Below are 18,783 nucleotides of genomic sequence, written 5' to 3'. Positions count from 1 at the left end.
GGATGGCGATGTACGCACTCACCGAGGTGACGAAGCGCTTCACCAAGGGGCGCAAGGAGGTCCGGGCGCTCGACGGGGTCGACCTGACCGTCGCGGACGGCGACTGGCTCGCGATCCAGGGCCCGACCGGGCACGGCAAGACCACGCTGCTGCAGCTGCTCGGCGCGCTGGACCGGCCGAGTTCGGGCAGCGTGCTCTTCGACGGCGACGACCTGGCGCGGCTGTCCGAGCGTCGGCTCGCCGGCGTGCGGGCCCGGTCGTTCGGGTTCGTGTTCCAGTTCTTCAACCTGATCCCGACCCTGACCGCGCAGGAGAACGTGGAAACCGCGCTGGTGCCGCTGAAGGTGTCGGCCGCGAGCCGGCGGGAGCGCGCCGGCAGGGCGCTGGCCGACGTCGGGTTGGCCGACCGCAGCGGGCACCTGCCGGCGGAGCTGTCCGGCGGGCAGCAGCAGCGGGTCGCGATCGCCCGGGCACTGGTGACCGAGCCGGCGGTGCTGCTGGCCGACGAGCCGACCGGCAACCTGGACGAGGACACCCGGGACGAGATCATCGCGTTGCTGGAAGGGCTGTGGAAGGACCGCGGCCTGACCCTGATCACGGTCACCCACGACAGTACGGTGGCGCGCCGGGCGCCGCGGATCGCCTGGATCTCCAAGGGCAAGGTGTCGCTGCGCAAGGACGACCGCCGGGCCGCCCGGTCCCGCGCGGTGACCACGGAGCCGAAGGACGCCGACAGCGCCGCGGTGGGCGGTGCGGTCGCGACGGCGGAGCAGTCGGCCGCCCCCGTGACGACCACCGAGCCGCGGGACGCCGGCGGCACCGCGCCAGGTGGTCGCGTCGCCCTGCCGGAGGAGGCGACCGCGGCGGAGTGACCGGCGGCCGGCCCCGCACGGTGTGGCCGGGGCCGGCCGCTGCCGGGATCCGGCCCCGGCTCAGGCGATCCGGTAGCCGGCGCCGGGCAGGGTGGTGAGCACCGGCGGGTCGCCGAGCTTGCGGCGCAGCCGGCCGATGGTGACCGTGACGGTGTTGGTGAACGGGTCGGCGTGCTCGTCCCACACCCGGTCGAGCAGGTCCTCGGTGCTCAGGTAGCCGGGGCTCGCGCGCAGCAGCGCGGCGAGCACGGCGAACTCCTTGACCGACAGCTCGAGCCGCCGACCGGAGCGGAACACGCTGCGCCGCACCGGATCCAGCTCGATCCCGGCGACCCGCAGGGTACGCGGCCGGGCCACCGGCCGGCGCCGGGCGAGCGCGTGGATGCGCAGGATCAGCTCGGGGAAGTGGAACGGCTTGGCGAGGTAGTCGTCGGCGCCGGCGGACAGCCCGTCCACCCGGTCGTCCGGTGAGCCGGCCGCGGTGAGCATCAGCACCATCGGCCGGTCCTCGGCCTCGGCGATCATCCGGGAGAGCGTGTCGCCATGGATGCCGGGCAGGTCGCGGTCCAGCAGGACCACCTCGTACCGGTTGCGGTCGAGCCGGGCGGCGGCCTCGATCCCGTCGCCGGCGACGTCGACCGCCATCCCGGCGTCGCGCAGTCCCTCGGCGATCACCTCGGCGAGCGCCCGCGCGTCCTCCACCACCAGTACCCTCACGCCGCCCTCCGCGATCCCCGGCCGGCCCTCATACCGCGACCCGGGGCAGCCGTACCGTCGCGGTCAGGCCGCCGGTCGCCGGCGCGGTGAGGGCCAGGTTGCCGTGGTGCGCGGCGGCGATCGCGGCGACGATCGACAGGCCGAGCCCGGAGCCGGTGTCCGACCGGGTCCGGTCGGCGGCGAGCCGGCGGAACGGCCGGGTCAACTCGGTGAGCCGGGCCGGATCGAGGACCGGCCCACCGGTCGCGACGGTCAGCCACGCCTCGTCCTGGGTGACTCCGGTGGTGATCCGGATCCAGCCGCCCGGTGCGTTGTGCACCACGGCGTTGTCGACCAGGTTCGCCACCAGCCGGGCGAGCAGCGTGCGATCCCCGTACCCGACCGGGTCGCCGGCACCGTCGAGCGTCACCGCGAGCCGGCGTACCGCGATCTGGTCGGCACGGTCGGCCAGCGCGTCGGCCACCAGCCCGTCGAGCGGCACCGGGACGCGGTCGCGCAGCGCGCCGTGCTCGGCGCGGGCCAGCACCAGCAGCCCGGACAGCAGCCCGTCGACGCGGTCCAGCTCGGTGCGCAGCCGGCCGGCGAGCGCCACCGTCTGCGGCGCCGGCGCCGGTTTGGCCGCGGCCACGTCGAGTGCCGCGCGCATCGTGGTCAGCGGGGTCCGCAGCTCGTGCGAGGCGTCCGCGACGAACCGGCGCTGTGCCGCGAACGACGCTTCCAACCGGGCCAGCAGCCCGTCGATCGTGTCCGCCAGGTCCTTCACCTCGTCGTCCGGCCCCGGTACGGCCAGCCGCTGGTCCAGGTTCGCCGCGGAGATGCGCCGGGTGGCTGCGGTGATCTCGCGCAGCGGGCGCAGCACCCGCCGCGCCATCCCGGTACCCAGCAGTACCGACAGCGCCGCCATCACCGCGAGCGCCAGCAGGCAGCCGAGCAGCAGTTGCCGGGTCTGGCTGGCGTGCGCGTCGGCCAGCTCGGCCTGCAGCCGTCGCAGTTGCTCGGCGGTCCCGGTGCTGCCGCCGGTGCCGGGCACCTGGCGGGAGACCGACCGCTGGGTCCCGGCGGTGAACCCGTACGCGAGCGCCAGCAGCAGCGCGCCGGAGCCCAGGAACAGCCCGGAGTACAGGGCGGTGAACCGGACCCGGACGGTCCGGCGGAGCGCGCGAGGTGGCATCGCCCCAGCATGCCGCGCCGGACCTAACAGCGGGGTGACAACCACGGTGCGGCCGGTGTGACCGGATCGCGGCTAGAACCGCGGTATGTCCACCATGACCGAGGATCCACCCGCGCTGCGCCGGGCCTGGACCGCGTTTCGTACCCCGGCCCGCCTCGTGGCGCTGGCGGTCGCCGTCCTGACCGTCGTCGCCGTGGCGCTGGGCACCGCCTACCTGAACCGGTCGAGTTGCAGCGCGGGCAACATGCCGACCGCGTGCCCGACCGACCCGGTCGGGCCGGGCGGGCGCACCGTCGACGACCACTTCTACTTCGCGCACCGGACGCTGACCGGCGACGGCTCGCTGACGGTACGGCTGGCCGGCATGACCGGCGTGATCACCTACCCGCCGCCGCACCACGACACGATCGTCGCGGGGCTGGTGCCCTGGGCGAAGGTCGGCATCATCGTCAAGGACGGGCTGCGCCCCGGCTCCAGCTACGCGGCGCTGATGCGGACCGGCCGGCACGGCGTGCGGCTGCAGTACGACTACGTGCACGACATCGCCGGCAGCCCCCGCACCGCGGCGCCGCGCTGGCTGCGCCTGACCCGCACCGGCGGCACGGTGGTCGGCGAGGAGTCGGCCGACGGTAGGCGCTGGCGGCGGGTCGGCGTGGTCCGGCCGAAGCATCTGGGCGCCAGGGTGGACATCGGCCTGTTCGCGGCCTCACCCGGCGACCTGACCCTGCGGCGGGTCGGCCTGGGGGGCAGCCTGGAGCAGGTCCGCTTCACCCAGGTCACCGGCACCTTCGACCATGTGTCGCTGACCGGCGCGACCTCCGCGCACTGGGCCGCCGGGCCGATCGGTGAGATGGGCCAGACCGACTGGGAGCGGTACCACCGAGCTCCCGGGTTGGTGGCCCGCGGCGGCACGCTCGCCGTCACCGGTACCGGCGACATCGGCCCGATCGGTGAGCAGCACGCGGCGTCGGTCGGGGACACCCTCGGCGGTCTGCCGCTCGCGCTGCTTCTGGTGCTGATCGTCGCCGCCCGCTTCGGTGCCGGCCGCGGTGGGCGCCGTCGCCCGGCGGGCGACGGCGAGCCCGGTGCCGGTGGCCGGCGGTACCGGCTGGCCCGGCTCGGGGTGCTCGTCGTGGCCACCGGTGTCGCCGGCCTCGTCGCCGCCGCGATCGCGGTGCCGGCGGGGGTGGCGGCGCTCCGGGCGGCGGGCTCCGCGGTGATCGCGGTACCGCTGGGCACCGAGCTGCGCGTCGTGGTCGGCGCGGCCGCTCTGCTCGCCGCCGGCGCCGCCTTCGGGTACGGGCTGGGGACGTGGTGCCGGCGAGGATGGCTCGGCGCGCTGGTCGGCACGGTGACGCTGCTGCTGCCGTACGCGGTCGGTAGGGTGCCGCTGCTGCCGGACGCGGTGGCCGACTGGCTGCTGCGGCTCAGCCCGGCGGCGGGCTTCGCGGTGCTGTCCAGCAACACCCGCTTCGACCAGGTGACCGCACACTTCGCGCCGTCCGCCGGGTACCTGCCGCTGCCGTGGTGGGGTGGTCTGGCCGTGGTGTGCGGGTACGCGGCGATCGCCTGCTGGCTGGCGTTGCGCCCCCGCACCGCGGGCCGGCCGGCGGCGAACGATCCGGTGTCGCGGACCGGACCGGGCAGCGAGAGTGGCTCAGCTACCTAGGTCGCATGGCGCGCCGAGTCGGCGATCACCGTGGCCCGCCGTGCGGGGCACCGCACGGCAGCGGGGCGCGACCCGGTCGGGTCGCGCCCCGCGGTGGAGCCGGCAACGGGTCAGCTCGGTGAGCCGTGCACCAGCACCTCGGTGCTGTCCACGTAGAAGCAGCCGGACACCGGCCGGCTGGCGCAGCTGATGCCGTAGTCGCTCACCTGCGAACCGAGGATCGTGTAGCGCAGGTACTTGACCCCGGTCGCGCCGGCGGTCAGCGACACCGTGGTGTACGTGTGGAACGCGTCCGGGCCGAAGTGGCCCTTCGCCGCCACCGTCCAGGTCTTGCCGTCGGTCGACGTCTCCACCTGGTAGTCGCCGGCCGAGGCGGACTGGTCGTCGCCACAGGTCGCGGACGGGTCGATGCGCAGCTCCGCGATGTCCACCGCGGTCGGCAGCGCCACCGTCACGTGCCGCGGGTCGATCCCGACCCCGTCCTTGCCGCCGACCACGTCGGAGCCCCAGCCGTGCCCCTGCGTCGCGTCGTACAGCCCGTCCGGGCCACAGTCCGGGGTGTAGTCGGGGCCGTTGAAGTCGGCGATGCTGGCGCCGCCGGACACCGCCGCCCAGTCGCGCACCAGCGACCAGTCGGCCGTGGTCCCGTTCGACGACACCGAGATCGACCGCTGGTCGGACTGCTCGTAGCCGGGGCCGCTGGCGAACACCTTCGGGTAGGTGCCGGCCGGGATGCCGCCGATCGAGTAGTGCCCGTCGGCGTCGGTCACGCCGGCGAAGTCACCGAGGTAGCCGGAGGCGTGCCCGCCGAAGGCGACCGTCGCGCCGGAGACCCCGGCACCGGCGGAGTCGGTGACGGTGCCCGAGACCGTACCGGTCGGGGTGCCCTTGGCCGGCGGCATCGAGAAGTCCTCCACCGGCTGCGTGTCGTCACCGGACAGCGAACCGGCGAAGTAGCCCATCCCGCGGTGCGCGAACACCTGCCAGATCGCCTTGTGCGCCCGGCCGTGGTTGACCACGGTGTCGGCCATCAGGATCGCGTTGCGCTCGTCCAGGAACGACGGGTTGTTCGCGGACAGCTCCATCGCCCGGGTCACCAGCGACTCGGTCAGCCGGCTGCCCAGCCGGGTCCGCAGGTCCCACAGCGTCTCGGCCCAGATCTCCCCGTCGGCGTGCACCTCGGTACCGCGCGAGGAGATCTTGCCGAAGTCGCCGTAGGTGTAGCCGCCCGGCCCGGCGGCCTTGGTGCCGGGGCACACCGTCGCCGAGGCGCCGACCGCGCAGTCCAGCGGCTGGGTACGGATCGTCTGCCCGTGCCCGACGTAGATGCCGATGTTCAGGTCGCCGGACCGGTACCGGCTGTCGGTGAAGTAGTGCTGGTCGACCAGGAAGTCGTAGGCGTAGAAGTCGCTCCACGCCTCGCCCATCGAGCCGGCCTGCACGTTGCCCAGCGTGGACAGCCCGTTCGCGTCGACCACCAGCCGGTTGGACAGCCCGTGGGTGTACTCGTGGTACACCACGTCCGCCTCGTCGCCGCCGTTGGACGGGATGAAGCCGTCGGACTGGTCGGCCGGGTCGTTCCACAGGTACATCTGCATCCGCGGCGCCTGGCCGTCCGGCGGAGTGGCCATGTTCGCGTTGTCCACGTGCGCGGAGTCGGGCAGCCCGTCGGCGGTGTTCGCGCCGTCGTCCGGCTCGGCCTGGACCGCGTCACCGTCCCGGGCGTCGAAGTTGCCGGCCGCCCGGGTGAACCCGATCGGCCGCGCCGCCAGGTGGTCGTGGTACTTGCCGAGGAAGTAGAACACCTGCGCGGCGTTCTGCTTCCGGTTGGCCTGCCAGGAGTTCGGCGTGTTCGGATCCCACGAGCACGGGTACGCCGCCGAACAGCCCTTGCCCGGGTTCTGCGCGTCGAAGTTGGTGAAGCCGAACACGAACGACCCGTTCGCGTTGGCCGGCACCTCCTCGCCGGCGTCCGGCCGGTTGTTGTCGTTGAGGTCGGAGTAGACGTGCGCGTTGTTGCCGTCCAGTGTGCTCGCGCCGCGGGGCAGCCAGCCGTGCGCGGTCAGGCTGCGGCTGCGGGCCCGCCCGCCGCGGCGGGCACCCGGGTAGTTGTCCCAGACCGTCGCCCGCGCCGACTCGTTGTCGACCAGGTCCTGCCGGTACAGCACCCGGCCGGTGCGCGCGTCCAGCACGTGCAGGTACATCTCGCCCTTGGCCGGCGTGGTGATGGTCTGCCAGGCCAGCCGCGGCCCGTGCACCGTCTCGAACACCACCTGGCGCGCGGTGTCGCCACCGGCGAAGGTGGTCTCGCCGCCGGCCACCTTCGCCGGCTGCGCGGTCGCGGACTGCCCGGCGTTGCGTACCGCGGCCCGGCGGGCCTCGGCGGCCGACAGCGTGGCGGTGCCGACCCGGGCCGGCAACGAGGCGACCGGCGAGCCGAGCACGCTGATCAGCCGGCCGGTGCGGGACACGTTGGCCTGCAGGCCGTTGCCGAACACCGGCACCCCGGCCACGCTCTGGGTGTACGACAGGTGGTGCGTCCCGGCCACGTCCACGTAGTCGCGGCGCAGGGCCAGGTCGGCCACCGCCGCGTCGGACAGCCCGAACACGTCGCGGTGCGCGCGCACGTAGCGCAGCGCGACGTCGGCCGGCCTCGCCGACGAGGTACCGGTCAGGTAGCCGTCGGTGTTGGCCACCTGCCGCGCGGTACCGGTGAGCGGGTCGATGTCGACGATCCCCTCGGTACCGAGCCGGTGCCGGAGCGCGGCAACCCCGGCGGCCGGCTTCGCCGCGGCGCGGGCGTCGCGCGCGGCGAGGGTGCGGCGCGCGCCGGGATCGTCGGTGCGGGCGTCGTAGTTGGCCAGCGGCAGCGGGTCGGCCGACCGCGCCGCGCCGCCCGGTGCGGCGCGGCCGGCCGGCGCGGACTGGGCGGGAGCGGTGGCGGCCAGCAGCAGCGCGCCGCTGAGCCCGGCGAGGACGGGCAGCAGCCGGCGCCGCCGGCGCGCGGCTGATCGGGACGGTTGTGTCATCTGAACCCCTTGTTCTTCAGGGCGAGAGAACGACGGACACTGGGGATAAGTCAGTCCGCCCGAGGCAGAGTGCACCAGACGAGGCGTCGGTCACAAGGCGGGTCGGAGAAATGTCACTTCGAGTCCGGTTGGTGGCCGGGGTGTGTCGGCCGCCTCCTGCCGGCGTGGGACACGCCCGGGGCGTCGTCGCCACCTCGGCGCCGCGATGGTGAGATGACCCCATGCGCGACCAGCAACCGCCCGGCCCGGACCGCCCCGACCAGGGCCAGCGCGACGGCGACCTGCCCGCGGGCGACGGGTGGGTGCGCGTCCGGGTGCCGGCCACCAGCGCCAATCTCGGCCCCGGCTTCGACGCCCTCGGTCTCTCGCTCGCCCGCTACGACGAGGTCGCCGCCCGCGCGAGCGGTGACGGCGTCCGGGTCGTCGCCACCGGCGAGGGCGCCGGCGCGGTACCGACCGACGACAGCCACCTCGTCGCGGCGACGGCGCTCACCACCCTGGACCGCCTCGGCGGCCGGCCGCGGGGACTGGAGCTGCGCTGTACCAACCGGATCCCGCACGCCCGCGGTCTCGGCTCCTCGTCCGCGGCGATCGTCGCCGGCATCCTGCTCGGCGCCGCGCTCGCCGGTACCGCGCTGCCGACCGAGACCGCGCTGCGCTGGGCCGCGGCAGCCGAGGGGCACCCGGACAACGTCGCGCCGTGCCTTTACGGCGGGGCCACCATCGCCTGGATCGACGACGCCGGCACCGCCCACGCGGTACGGCTGGATCCGGTCGCCGACCTGCACCCGGTGGCGCTGATCCCGGCGGTGCAGGGGCGCACCGCGCAGGCTCGTGCGTTGCTGCCGGCGCAGGTCCCGCACGCCGACGCGGCGGCCACCGCCGGCCGGGCGGCGCTGCTGGTGCACGCGCTCACCGCGGCGCCGGAGCTGCTGCTGCCGGCCACCGAGGACCGGCTGCACCAGCGCTACCGCGAGCCGGCGATGCCGGCGAGCCTGGCCCTGGTCGGCGCCTTGCGTACGGCGGGTCTCCCGGCCGTGCTCTCCGGCGCCGGACCGACCGTTCTGGCCCTCCTCAGTGGAGATGTTTCCGCAGGTCAGGAGCGTCTCGGTGAGGCCGTTACGGAGTTCGGTCCGGGATTTGTGACACTGCCGCTCGCGGTCGATGCGACAGGCGCTAGAGTTTGCAACTGAGAGGTCCCGTGGTCGGGAGGCCGGCGTTCGGCGCCGTGCGTCGCGTCCACGTGATCGTCGGCGGTGTCCGCTGCGGTGGCGTCGTCGCGGCCAGCCAGGCGCGGCGGGCGACACACGGGAACACATCCCACCCGGATGTTGTTGCCCCAGGTAGGCACCGGCGACTACGCTCAACGGTGGTACAGCCGCCCGTCGCGATCTCCCCGGGCAAGTGCTCCCCAAGGACACGTTCTTTGTCGGCAGTGCATCTGTGCAGATCAATGCATCTGAACAGTCGACCGCCGCGAAGCCGATCCCACCGGGCGGGCTTCCCGAGAGACAGACTCCCGATGGTCCGGTTCCTCCCCAAAGCCAGCGGTCCCTGTGGATCGGAACGCAGCGCGATGCGGAATGCAGTGCGACTCGGAACGCGTGCGATCCGGCCGCGCGGGCCGGTGGTGGTGGCGGGACAGGTTCGGTCGGGGGGACGGTTTCGGCGCCAAGCGGTGCTTCCCCGGCGACCTTCCGCCGGTGGCACGTACCCGCAGGGCCGGTCGCGGGCCGGGGCTGCGAGCTGGGAGGTGTCGCACCCGCGGTTCATCATGGCGGCAGGTCCGGTCCCGCACGCGGAACCGGTTCGGCCACCAGGGCAGTACCAACCTTCGACGCGAGCGACGAAGGTGCACCCGAGGCTCGGTGTGAGACGACAGCACCACCGCCGAGGCCCGGTCAGAACGAGGGAAGGAATCCATTGAGCGACACCACCGACCTGAAGTCGGGTTCCGCCGAGGCGAGTGCGGACGCCGGTCGGGCTTCGACCGGTACCGGCACCGCTCGGCGTCGGCGCTCCGGCACCGGCCTGTCGGCCATGCTCCTGTCGGAACTGCAGACCCTGGCTTCGTCGCTCGGCATATCGGGTACTGGCCGGATGCGGAAGGGCGAGCTGATCGCCGCCATCCAGGAGAAGCAGGGCGGTGGCGCAGCCGCCGCCGAGAGCCGGGTGCCGCGCCAGGCGGAGCGGACGACCGGCGCGACCCAGCCGGAGGTGGCCATGGCCGACCAGCAGGCACTGCCGGGTACCGCGGACTCGGCGTCCACCGGCACCGGTGGCCGCACGCGTCAGCGGGCCAGCCGGTCCGCCGGTGCGCCCGACTCGCGCGGCGAGCGGGACACCAAGGCGACCGACTCGGCCGCCCAGCCCGAGCGCGCGGCCCAGGCCGACCGCGCCGACCAGCCTCGCGGCGACCGGGCCGAGCAGCCGGCCCGCGGCGAGCAGTCCGGTCGCGACGGCAACCGGGGCGAGAGCGCCCGGGGCGACGGCAACCGGGGCGACCAGTCCGGTCGCGACGGCAACCGGGGCGAGAGCGGCCGGGGCGACGGCAACCGCGGCGACCAGTCCGGTCGCGACGGCAACCGCGGCGACCAGTCCGGTCGCGATGGCGGCAACCGAGCCGACCGGGGCAACGACCGGCCGCGCAACGACCGGCACCAGAACGACCGCGGCGGCAACGACCGCGGCGGCCGACACGACGACGACGGTGACGGCAGCGGCCGCCGCCGGGGCCGCCGGTTCCGGGACCGCCGGCGCGGCGGCAGTGGCCGCGAGCGTGGCGGCGAGAACGAACCGCAGCTGTCCGAGGACGACGTGTTGCTGCCGGTCGCCGGCATCGTCGACGTGCTGGACAACTACGCGTTCATCCGCACCAGCGGCTACCTGGCCGGCCCGAACGACGTCTACGTCTCCAACTCGCAGATCCGCAAGTACGGCCTGCGGCGCGGCGATGCGGTGACCGGTGCGGTGCGCCAGCCCCGGGAGGGCGAGCAGCGCCGCGACAAGTACAACCCGCTGGTGCGGCTGGACACCATCAACGGGATGGACCCCGAGGAGTCGAAGCGGCGCCCGGAGTTCTACAAGCTCACCCCGCTGTACCCGCAGGAGCGGTTGCGGCTGGAGACCGAGCCGAACATCTTCACCACCCGCATCATCGACCTGATCACCCCGATCGGTAAGGGCCAGCGGGCGCTCATCATGAGCCCGCCGAAGGCCGGCAAGACGATGGTGCTGCAGGCGATCGCGAACGGCATCACCACCAACAACCCGGAAGCGCTGCTGATGGTGGTGCTGGTGGACGAGCGGCCGGAAGAGGTCACCGACATGCAGCGGTCGGTGAAGGGCGAGGTCATCGCGGCCACGTTCGACCGCCCGCCGTCGGACCACACCACGGTCGCCGAGCTGTCCATCGAGCGCGCCAAGCGGATGGTGGAGCTGGGTCACGACGTGGTCGTGCTGCTCGACTCGATCACCCGCCTCGGCCGGTCGTACAACCTGGCCGCGCCGGCGTCCGGGCGCATCATGTCCGGCGGTCTGGACTCGACCGCGCTGTACCCGCCGAAGCGGTTCCTGGGTGCGGCCCGCAACATCGAGAACGGCGGCTCGCTGACCATCCTCGCCACCGCGCTGGTGGAGACCGGCTCGGTGATGGACACGGTCATCTTCGAGGAGTTCAAGGGCACCGGTAACTCGGAGCTGAAGCTGGACCGCAAGATCGCCGACAAGCGGATCTTCCCCGCTGTCGACGTGAACGCCTCCAGCACCCGGCGCGAGGAGATCCTGCTGGCGCCGGACGAGCTGGCGATCGTGCACAAGCTGCGCCGGGTGCTGCACGCACTCGACCCGCAGCAGGCGATCGACCTGCTGCTCGACCAGATGAAGAAGACGAAGACCAACGTCGAGTTCCTGATGCAGATCCAGAAGTCGACGCCGGGGGAGTAGCAGCCCTCGGACAGCGTGCACCCGCGGCCCGCCACCGGTACCGGTGGCGGGCCGCGGCGCGTCCGGGCGTCCCAGCATGTGGCGGGCGAGCGTGGGGTCGGCCACGACCCGGCGTCCCGCCCCGCGCGCCGGCGTCGGATCCGGCAGGCTGGAGCACATGAGCGTGCGGGTCAGTACCGGGCTGCCGGGGGCGGGTGGTGCCGCCTCGCCGACCCGGCTGGCCCGCTCGGCGGTCGGCGCGGTGCCGCCGACGATGCTGATTCTGCTCGGCATCGTGTCCATCCAGCTGGGCGCGGCGCTGGCGAAGAACCTGTTCGGGGTGTTCCCGCCGAGCGCGGTGGTGGCGGTACGGCTGCTGGCCGCGGCCACCGTGCTGCTCTGCGTGGCGCGCCCCAGCCTGCGCGGCCACAGCCGCGCCGACCTGGCCATGGTGGCGGTGTTCGGGCTGACGATGGCGGTGATGAACTCCGCCATCTACCAGTCGATGGCGCGCATCCCGCTGGGCGTGGCGGTCACCGTCGAGTTCCTCGGCCCGCTGGTGGTGGCGGTGGTCGGGTCGCGGCGGGTACGGGATCTGGCCTGGGTGGCGCTCGCCGGCGCCGGCGTGCTGCTGCTCGCCGAGGGCGGCGGTGGTGTCGACGCGCTGGGCATCGGGTTCGCGCTGCTGGCCGCGGCAGCGTGGGCCGCCTACATCGTCTGTTCCGCGCAGACCGGCCGCCGCTTTCCCGGTACCGGCGGGCTCGCGGTGGCGATGGCGGTGGGCGCGGTGGCCGCCGCGCCGCTCGGGATCGCGCAGGGTGGTGCCGCGTTCCTGGACCCGAAGCTGCTGGCGCTCGGTGCCGGGGTGGGCGTGCTGTCCTCGGCCCTGCCGTACGCGCTGGAGCTGGAGGCGTTGCGGCGGATGCCGCCGCGGGTGTTCAGCATCCTGATGAGCCTGGAGCCGGCGGTCGCCGCGCTGGTCGGGCTGGTCGCGCTGGGCGAGCTGCTCCGGGTGCGGCAGTGGGTGGCGATCGGGTGCGTGATCGTGGCGAGCATCGGCGCGACGCGGGGCGGTGGCCGCCGTTCTGCCGGAGTCGGGGAGGACTGACCGACCCGGACGGGTGTCGACCGCGGGCGACGAGTGCCGGTTTTGACCCGGATCTTCGGTCACGGCCAGTAACGTGTGGGGGCGCGTACCCGCGCGTGGGGGCTGGGGTGACGTGGCGGTTCGAATGCCGCGTCCGGGGACGGGGAGCGGCCAGATGCAGGGATTCTCCCGGGAACCAGGCACCGAAGGGCCGATGAGCGAGGTACCGCGGGCCAGCCTGCGGCGGATCTGGCGCTGGGCGGTACTGGTCGCCGTCGGTGGCTTCCTGTTCGGTTACGACACCGGTGTCATCTCCGGTGCGCTGCTGTACATCACGCCGGACTTCCGGTTGACCGCGGCGCAGCAGGGCAGCGTGGTCAGCGTCCTGCTGCTGGGGGCGATGGCCGGTGCGCTGCTCGCCGGGCGGGTCGCGGACCGGATCGGCCGCCGGGCGACGTTCGGTCTGGAAGGCGCGGTGTTCATCGTCGGTACCGCGATCGCGGTGTTCGCCGCCGACTTCCCGATGCTGCTGGTGGCGCGGCTCGTGTTGGGCCTCGCGGTCGGCTCGGCGTCGTCGACGGTACCGGTGTACCTGTCCGAGCTGTCCCCGACCGAGATCCGCGGTCGGGTCCTGACCCTCAACCAGCTGCTGATCACGATCGGCATCCTCGTCGCGTACTTCGTCAACCTGGCGTTCTCGTCCGGCGGGCTGTGGCGCGGGATGTTCGCCGTCGGCGCGGTACCGGCGCTGCTGATGGTGCTGGCGGCTGCGTTCCTGCTGCCCGAGTCGCCGGAGTGGCAGGGCACCCACGGGCAGCTGGACAAGGCGCGGGCGCTGGTCGTGTCGCTGACCAACGAGGCGACCGCGGACAAGCTGATCGACGAGCGCCGGCGCCGTCGGCAGCAGTGGGAGGCGGACCGGCCGGCGCAACGCGGTTGGCGGCTGTTGCGGTCCGCGCGGGTGCGGCCCGCGCTGGTGGTGGGGTTGACCCTGGCCGCGGCGCAGCAGTTCGGTGGGATCAACACGATCATCTACTACGCCCCGACGATCATGAAGGAGACCGGCCTGACCGCCGGCAACTCCATCCTGTACTCGGTGGCGATCGGCCTGATCAACCTGGTGATGACGCTGGTGGCGATCAAGCTGATCGACCGGGTGGGCCGCCGGGTGCTGCTGCTGTTCTCGCTGACCGGGATGACGGTGACGATGGCGTTGCTGGGGCTGGCGTTCGTCGCCGGCCTCAACTCGATCCTCACCCTGGTGTTCATGGTCGGCTACATCGCGCTGTTCGCCGGCGGGATGGGCCCGGTCTTCTGGGTACTGATCGGGGAGATCTTCCCGCCGTCGGCCCGGGCGGTGGGCTCCAGCGCCTCCACGACGGTCAACTGGGGCTCGAACTTCGTGGTCAGCCTGCTGTTCCTGCCGGTGGCGAACGCTCTCGGGCAGGGCCAGACGTTCTGGATCTTCGCGGCGATCTGCGCGGTGGCGCTGTGGTTCGTCGGCCGGTACGTGCCGGAGACCAGGGATCGGGACGCCGGGCAGATCGACGAGGCACTGCAGCGGCGTTTCGGGCGCCGTACCCGTCGTGCCGCCGGGGAGCAGCCCGCCTGAACCGGCCGCCGGCCGCCCGCACCGTCCCGAGTGGACGAACGGACCTGCGGTGGCGGCGGGCTCGCCGTACGGTGGAGCGGTCGGGGTCGAGACAGTCCGTCGGGAGGCAGAGGCGTGCTAGCGATGACCGTGGTGCCGGGACAGCCGGACAGTGCCGCCGCGACCGAGCGCGAGGAGCCGGCGCCGGCCGATGGCGACGTGCTCGTGCAGGGGCTCGCGGTGGGAATCTGCGGCACCGACCACGAGGTGGTCGCCGGTGCCCACGGCGCGCCGCCGGCGGACCGCTCCGACCTGGTGATCGGGCACGAGTCGCTGGGCCGGGTGCTGGCGGCGCCGGCCGACTCGGGGCTGCGCGAAGGTGACCTGGTGGTGGGCATCGTTCGCCGGCCGGACGACTGCGACTGCTGCCGGGCCGGGCTGTGGGACTACTGCCGCACCGGCGACTACGTGGAGCGCGGCATCAAGGGTGCGGACGGCTACGGTGCGCAGCGCTGGCGGGTGCCGGCGAGGTTCGCGGTGCGGCTCGCGGACAGTCTCGCCACCACCGGCGTGCTGCTGGAGCCCACCACCGTGGTGGCGAAGGCCTGGGAGCAGATCGACCTGATCCAGGCCCGGGTGCCCAGCCAGCCCGATCCGGTCGCGCTGATCACCGGCGCCGGCCCGATCGGGCTGCTGGCGGCGTTGCTCGCGGTGCAGCGCGGCTACGACACGCACGTGTACGACCGGGTCTCCGACGGGCCGAAACCGCAGCTGGTGGCCGACCTCGGGGCGACCTACCACTCGGGTGAGCTGGCGGATCTCAAGCTGGCCCCGGACGCGGTGGTGGAGGCGACGGGTGTCGGTGCGCTGGTGTTCGCGATCAGCGAGATGACCGCGCCGAACGCGGCGATCTGCCTGACCGGCATCTCGTCGGGTACCCGGGACATCGCGGTCGGCGCGGACGAGCTGAACGCGCGGATGGTGATGGGCAACGACGCGATCGTCGGTTCGGTGAACGCGAACCGGTCGCACTACGAGCAGGCGGCGACCGCGCTGGGGAACGCGGACGTCCGCTGGCTGGAGCGGCTGATCTCGCGCCGGGTCCCGGTCGCCTCCTGGCCGGACGCCCTGACCCGCCAGCCCGACGACGTCAAGGTGGTCGTCGACCTGTCCTGATCGCGCCGGGAGTGGTTGGAGTTTTCCTCCACGTCACGGTGTGGTCTTGTAGAAAGTCATCCGGGTGCGATTGACTGGGCACTTCGCCGGCACGACCCGGTGCCGGCAGTGACCTGTAGGAGTCATCGTGTCCGTCCCCGGGACACCCGTGGTCAGGCCATCGCGGCGGCGGCGCGGGATCGCCGCGCTCGCGGTGGCCTCGACCATCGCACTCGGGCTCACCGCGCCCGGCCTGACCCAGCCCGCCCGCTCGGCGCCACCGGTCCGCACCGTCGCGGCCACCGACACGCTGCCGAACTCGGTCGAGATCAACCGCACCACCCGCCCGGTCGCACCGGGCGTCACGCTCTCCTCGTTCGACCGGTACGAGTCGGAGGGCTGGCTGCGCGCGCAGTCGCTGTCGGTGGACCTGTCCGGCGGCAACGGCGTCGACTACCTGTCCGCGGACCCGGTCGCGAGCGACCAGACGATCCGCGAGCAGGTGAAGGCGCAGCCACGCGCGGTCGCCGCGATCAACGGCGACTTCTTCGACATCAACGACACCGGTGCCCCGAAGGCGTCGGCATCTCCGGCGGGGCACTGGTCAAGTCGCCCAACGACGACTGGCACAACGCGGTCGGCATCGACGCGAACGGCGCCGGCCGCATCCTTCAGGTGTACTTCGACGGCACCCTCACCCTGCCGTCCGGCACGGTGAAACTGGCGCAGTACAACGGAACCCGGATCGGCAAGGACGGGATCGGCGAGTACACCAGCGCCTGGGGTGCGATGTCGCGCACCCGGCCGGTGCAGGCTTCCTCGGACACCGCCGAGGTCACCGTGCACGACGGCCACGTCGCGGCGGCGGCCACCGCGCCCGGCGCCGGCACCATCGCCAAGGGCGACTACGTGCTGGTCGGCCGGGAGGCCGGGGCCGACTCGCTGCGGGCGCTGCAGGTCGGCGACCCGGTCGCGGTGTCGTACTCGCCGCGCACCAGCGACGGCTCGACGCTGCGCACCGCGATCGGCGGCAACCAGATCCTGATCAAGGACGGCGCGGTGCAGTCGCCGCCGGACGACCAGTACGCGGCGCGCGGCGCTGTCGGGTTCAACCGGGACGGCTCCAAGATGTACCTGCTGACCGTCGACGGCAAGCAGACCGACAGCGCCGGCATCTACGTCGCGGAACTCGCGAAGATGATGAAGGAGCTGGGCGCCTACAACGCGATCAACATCGACGGCGGCGGCTCCTCGACGCTGTTCGCCCGCAAGGTGGGCAGCACCGACCTCGCGCTGGAGAACAGCCCGTCGGACGGTTCGGAGCGGCCGGTGGCCAACGGCCTCGCGATCACCGCACCGGCCGGATCCGGCCGGCTGACCGGGTTCTGGGTCACCACGAAGGCCGATCCGGAGCACGCGCCGACCGTCGACCCGCAGCCCGGCGGCCACCCGGACCGGGTCTTCCCCGGCCTGACCCGCCGGCTGTCCGCCGCCGGCTACGACGAGACGTACGGCCCGGCCCGGGGCACCCCCGCCTGGCTCGCCGTGCCCGGTACGGTCGGCGGCGTCGACCGCGCCGGCGTCTTCCACGCCCGGCATCCCGGCACCGTGACGGTGACCGCACACCGCGGTACCGCCCGAGGAAAGGTGACACTGCACGTGCTCGGCCCGCTGGACCGGATCGGCTCGGACACCGCCCGGGTGGGCCTCGCGGACGGCTCGGCGACCGGTGACTTCGGCGTCGTCGGGTACGACGCGTCCGGCTACACCGCGCCGATCGAGCCGCCCGACGCCACCCTCGACTACGACCACTCGCTGCTGTCGATCGGCACCGATGCGGACGGCAACTTCACCGTCAAGGCCAAGCGGGACACCGGTTCCACCCTGGTGACCGTGCACGTCGGACGGTTCGCCACCCAGGTACCGGTGACCGTCGGGCTCACCGACGAGCCGGTCGCGAACTTCGACGACGCGGCACAGTGGAGCTTCAGCGCCGCCCGCGCGACCGGTTCGCTGTCGGCCGCCGCGGACGGGCACACCGGTACCGCGCTGTCGATGAGCTACGACTTCACGAAGTCGACCGGCACCCGGGCCGCGTACGCCAAGCCGCCGACCCCGATCACGGTGCCGGGCCAACCACAGGCGTTCGGGATGTGGTTGTACGGCAACGGGCACGGCGAGTGGCCGACGCTGGACTTCATCGACGCGCAGGGCACCCACCAGCTGCTGCGCGGCGACTACCTGACCTGGACCGGCTGGAAGTACGTGGAGATTCCGGTGCCGGCGGGCGTCGCGTACCCGTTGACGCTCAACCGGTTCTACGTCGCCGAGACCCGCGCGGACACCCAGTACCAGGGGTCGCTGATGCTCGACGACCTGGTGGCGAAGGTACCGCCGGCGGTGGACACCCCGGCGGCGCAGACCGTGCGCGACCCGGTGGTGATCCAGAACGGTACGCTCGCCGGCCGGCAGTGGCGCTTCGCGGTGATGTCCGACGCGCAGTTCGTCGCCCGCGACCCGGATTCCGAGATCGTCGCGTCGGCCCGCCGAACGCTGCGCGAGATCCGCGCCGCGAAGCCGGATTTCCTGATCATCGACGGTGACCTGGTCGACGAGGGATCGCCGGCGGACCTGAAGTTCGCCCACCAGCTGCTCACCGAGGAGCTCGGCGACGCCGTCCCCTGGTACTACGTACCGGGCAACCACGAGGTGATGGGCGGCAAGATCGGCAACTTCACCGCCGAGTTCGGCCCCGCCCAGCAGGTGTTCGACCACCGGGGTACCCGGTTCATCACGCTGGACACCTCCAGCCTGAGCATCCGCGGCGGCGGCTTCGACCAGGTCGAGCTGCTGCGCAGGCAACTGGACGCGGCGGCCGCCGACCGGTCGGTGTCCTCGGTGATGCTGGTCGAGCACGTACCGCCGCGGGATCCGCTGCCGCAGCAGGGCAGCCAGCTGTCCGACCGCAAGGAGGCGGCGCTGGTCGAGTCCTGGCTGGCCGACTTCGGCCGCCGTACCGGCAAGGGCGTCGGCCTGGTCAGCGGGCACGTCGGCGTGTTCCACGCCTCGCACGTGGACGGGGTGCCGTACGTGATCAACGGCAACTCGGGCAAGAACCCGGCGGCGCCGGCCGACCAGGGCGGTTTCGTCGGCTGGACCGAGTTCGGGGTGAACCCGGTCTCCGCGCACGAGCAGGCGTCGCGCCGGGCGAACCCGTACGGTGCCGGGCCGTCTGACTGGCTCGCCGCCCGGATCCGGCCGCAGACCGACACCGTGACGCTCACCGCGCCGTCGAGCCTCGCGGTCGGCGCGCAGGGGAAGGCGTCGGCGACGCTGACCCAGCAGGGCACCACGGTGCCGGTGGCGTACCCGGTGAGCGCCGACTGGACGGGTTCGCGTGGCGTCCGGTTGGGTCGACGGCACGGTCGGCACGACGTCGTCGCCTACGACCCGGTGTCCGGCACGCTGACCGGGCTGCGCCGCGGCACCGCCACGCTGACCGTCGACGTCAACGGGGTACGCGACACGGTGACCATCACGGTCGGCTGACCGACCGGGTTCGCGTTCG

The 18,783-nt window shown here is 73.3% G+C and carries 12 protein-coding genes; 9 read left to right on the top strand and 3 right to left on the bottom strand.

What is annotated here, in order from left to right; translation table 11 throughout:
- The first annotated feature begins 2 nt into the window (after positions 1 to 2).
- Positions 3 to 872, top strand: coding sequence for an ABC transporter ATP-binding protein (locus Athai_RS17740; RefSeq protein WP_239157015.1), 870 nt, complete (start codon positions 3 to 5; stop codon positions 870 to 872).
- 60 nt (positions 873 to 932) lie between these two features.
- On the opposite strand, the gene Athai_RS17735 is transcribed toward Athai_RS17740, so the two are convergent.
- Both Athai_RS17735 and Athai_RS17730 read right to left on the bottom strand, forming a co-directional pair.
- Positions 933 to 1,589, bottom strand: a complete 657-nt coding sequence (locus Athai_RS17735) for a response regulator transcription factor (protein ID WP_203962505.1) — start codon at positions 1,587 to 1,589, stop codon at positions 933 to 935.
- 28 nt (positions 1,590 to 1,617) lie between these two features.
- Positions 1,618 to 2,760: a HAMP domain-containing sensor histidine kinase gene (locus tag Athai_RS17730; RefSeq protein WP_203962504.1), complete on the bottom strand. Its 1,143-nt coding sequence runs from the start codon at positions 2,758 to 2,760 to the stop codon at positions 1,618 to 1,620.
- An 85-nt stretch (positions 2,761 to 2,845) separates the two neighbouring features.
- On the opposite strand from Athai_RS17730, the gene Athai_RS17725 reads away from it, so the two are divergent.
- On the top strand, positions 2,846 to 4,429 hold the full coding sequence (locus Athai_RS17725; RefSeq protein ID WP_203962503.1) for a hypothetical protein: 1,584 nt from the start codon (positions 2,846 to 2,848) through the stop codon (positions 4,427 to 4,429).
- Positions 4,430 to 4,539: 110 nt separating this feature from the next.
- Here Athai_RS17725 and Athai_RS17720 read toward each other — a convergent pair whose 3' ends face one another.
- Positions 4,540 to 7,458 carry a M36 family metallopeptidase gene (locus Athai_RS17720; RefSeq protein WP_203962502.1) on the bottom strand — a complete coding sequence of 973 codons (2,919 nt, stop codon included), beginning with the start codon at positions 7,456 to 7,458 and terminating at the stop codon, positions 4,540 to 4,542.
- A gap of 221 nt (positions 7,459 to 7,679) precedes the next feature.
- Here Athai_RS17720 and thrB point away from each other — a divergent pair, with 221 nt between their 5' ends.
- From thrB to Athai_RS17685, 7 genes are all read left to right on the top strand, one after another.
- The gene (thrB, locus tag Athai_RS17715; RefSeq protein ID WP_203962501.1) at positions 7,680 to 8,651 is read left to right on the top strand and encodes a homoserine kinase; all 972 of its coding nucleotides are present in this window, start codon (positions 7,680 to 7,682) and stop codon (positions 8,649 to 8,651) included.
- A 730-nt stretch (positions 8,652 to 9,381) separates the two neighbouring features.
- Positions 9,382 to 11,403, top strand: coding sequence for a transcription termination factor Rho (rho, locus tag Athai_RS17710; RefSeq protein ID WP_203962500.1), 2,022 nt, complete (start codon positions 9,382 to 9,384; stop codon positions 11,401 to 11,403).
- 157 nt (positions 11,404 to 11,560) lie between these two features.
- Positions 11,561 to 12,490, top strand: coding sequence for an EamA family transporter (locus tag Athai_RS17705; protein WP_203962499.1), 930 nt, complete (start codon positions 11,561 to 11,563; stop codon positions 12,488 to 12,490).
- A gap of 193 nt (positions 12,491 to 12,683) precedes the next feature.
- Positions 12,684 to 14,081: a sugar porter family MFS transporter gene (locus Athai_RS17700; protein ID WP_203962498.1), complete on the top strand. Its 1,398-nt coding sequence runs from the start codon at positions 12,684 to 12,686 to the stop codon at positions 14,079 to 14,081.
- Positions 14,082 to 14,195: 114 nt separating this feature from the next.
- Positions 14,196 to 15,236, top strand: a complete 1,041-nt coding sequence (locus Athai_RS17695; protein ID WP_420829789.1) for a glucose 1-dehydrogenase — start codon at positions 14,196 to 14,198, stop codon at positions 15,234 to 15,236.
- A gap of 127 nt (positions 15,237 to 15,363) precedes the next feature.
- Positions 15,364 to 15,933 carry a hypothetical protein gene (locus Athai_RS17690; protein WP_203962496.1) on the top strand — a complete coding sequence of 190 codons (570 nt, stop codon included), beginning with the start codon at positions 15,364 to 15,366 and terminating at the stop codon, positions 15,931 to 15,933.
- Positions 15,891 to 18,764, top strand: coding sequence for a phosphodiester glycosidase family protein (locus Athai_RS17685; RefSeq protein WP_203962495.1), 2,874 nt, complete (start codon positions 15,891 to 15,893; stop codon positions 18,762 to 18,764). The genes Athai_RS17690 and Athai_RS17685 overlap by 43 nt, the downstream gene beginning before the upstream one ends.
- Positions 18,765 to 18,783: the final 19 nt, after the last annotated feature.

Source organism: Actinocatenispora thailandica (assembly GCF_016865425.1).
GTDB classification, from domain to species: Bacteria; Actinomycetota; Actinomycetes; order Mycobacteriales; family Micromonosporaceae; genus Actinocatenispora; species Actinocatenispora thailandica.
This window is presented reverse-complemented; position numbering and strand designations above follow the sequence as displayed.

What these genes read in the sequence shown, in the direction of transcription:
- Athai_RS17740 (WP_239157015.1), top strand. Translation starts at nt 3, where the DNA reads ATGGCGATGTACGCACTCACCGAGGTGACGAAGCGCTTCACCAAGGGG.
- Athai_RS17730 (WP_203962504.1), bottom strand. Translation starts at nt 2,760, where the DNA reads ATGCCACCTCGCGCGCTCCGCCGGACCGTCCGGGTCCGGTTCACCGCC.
- Athai_RS17725 (WP_203962503.1), top strand. Translation starts at nt 2,846, where the DNA reads ATGTCCACCATGACCGAGGATCCACCCGCGCTGCGCCGGGCCTGGACC.
- Athai_RS17720 (WP_203962502.1), bottom strand. Translation starts at nt 7,458, where the DNA reads ATGACACAACCGTCCCGATCAGCCGCGCGCCGGCGGCGCCGGCTGCTG.
- thrB (WP_203962501.1), top strand. Translation starts at nt 7,680, where the DNA reads ATGCGCGACCAGCAACCGCCCGGCCCGGACCGCCCCGACCAGGGCCAG.
- Athai_RS17705 (WP_203962499.1), top strand. Translation starts at nt 11,561, where the DNA reads ATGAGCGTGCGGGTCAGTACCGGGCTGCCGGGGGCGGGTGGTGCCGCC.
- Athai_RS17700 (WP_203962498.1), top strand. Translation starts at nt 12,684, where the DNA reads ATGAGCGAGGTACCGCGGGCCAGCCTGCGGCGGATCTGGCGCTGGGCG.